Source organism: Psychrobacter sp. 1Y4, from assembly GCF_051847555.1.
In genome coordinates this window covers 1-548 of record NZ_JBPYDE010001017.1, presented here as the reverse complement: position 1 = coordinate 548, position 548 = coordinate 1, and the positions used below count along the sequence as shown (strand labels likewise).

General features: G+C 45.6%; 1 pseudogene. It reads left to right on the top strand.

Annotated elements, in window-relative coordinates:
- Positions 1-98 precede the first annotated feature (98 nt).
- Positions 99-548: pseudogene (gatB, locus tag ACS8FC_RS20170) on the top strand (Asp-tRNA(Asn)/Glu-tRNA(Gln) amidotransferase subunit GatB); the annotation flags it as partial.

Genomic DNA, 548 nt, shown 5'->3' with positions numbered 1-548 from the left:
CACTGGCAAGAGAGTCAATTGCTCACGACTGCGCATCTGTTCCAGCAGCATACAGACCATCATCTACAACACTCTACCATCGCAAAGGAGACGGTATAATGAGTACAGCTACTACTGATAACAATGCCGTCCGCGAGCATGCCGTGCGTAAAGAGCTATTTGTTGATGGCTATGAAGTGGTCATCGGTATCGAAATTCACTGCCAGTTAAATACAGAAAGTAAAATATTCTCAAGTGCGCCAACTGACTTCGGTCATGAGCCAAACAGCCAAGCTAGTATCGTTGATTTGGGTCTGCCTGGCGTATTACCAGTACTAAATGCTGGCGTGGTCGATCGTGCCTTAAAATTCGGTATCGGTGTCAATGCTGAGCTGGGTCTATTTAATACGTTTGACCGTAAAAACTACTTTTACCCTGATTTGCCTAAAGGCTATCAAATCACCCAGATGGCCAATCCTATCGTGGGTGAAGGTTACATCGATGTCGTGGTCAACGAAGGTGAAAAGAACGAGTATCCTAAACGTATGGGTATCACCCGCGCACATTTA